The following is a 548-nucleotide window of genomic DNA, read 5'->3' on the forward strand; positions in this document are numbered from 1 at the left end:
CCAGGGGGATGCCCTGCATCACGTGGGTGCTGAGGATGCCGACGGTGTAGGCCCCGAGGCCGAAGAACGCGGCGTGGCCGAAGCTCACCAGGCGGCCGTAGCCCATGATCAGGTCGAGCGCCATCGCGGCGAGGCCGTAGATCACCGCGCGGTTGGCCAGCGTCACCAGGTACGGATCGCCGATCATCGCCGCCACCGGCGGCAGCAGCGCGAGGCCGGCGAGGAGCACGACGGTGGCGAGTCGGGCGCGCAGCGGGGCGCTAGTCATGGGCGCCCCCGAACAGGCCCTGCGGGCGGATGGCGAGCACCGCGGCCATGAGTACGTAGATGGCCATGGACGACAGCGCCGTGCCCACCGTCCCGGCGGAGGCCGGCGGCAGCCACAGGGCGAACAGGTCGGGCAGGTAGGCGCGGCCCAGGGTGTCGACCACGCCCACCAGCAGCGCCCCGGCCACCGCGCCGCGGATCGAGCCGATGCCGCCGATCACGATCACCACGAAGGTCAGGATGAGGATGTCCTCGCCCATGCCGGACTGCACCGCCAGGAA

At 72.3% G+C, this 548-nt stretch carries 2 pseudogenes; both read right to left on the reverse strand.

What is annotated here, in order from left to right:
• Positions 1 to 268 (reverse strand): annotated as a pseudogene (locus G7A99_RS24250) (branched-chain amino acid ABC transporter permease); the annotation flags it as partial.
• Positions 261 to 548, reverse strand: a pseudogene (locus tag G7A99_RS24255) (branched-chain amino acid ABC transporter permease); the annotation flags it as partial. The pseudogenes G7A99_RS24250 and G7A99_RS24255, both read right to left, overlap by 8 nt.

The sequence above is a fragment of the Arhodomonas sp. KWT genome, from assembly GCF_010993615.1.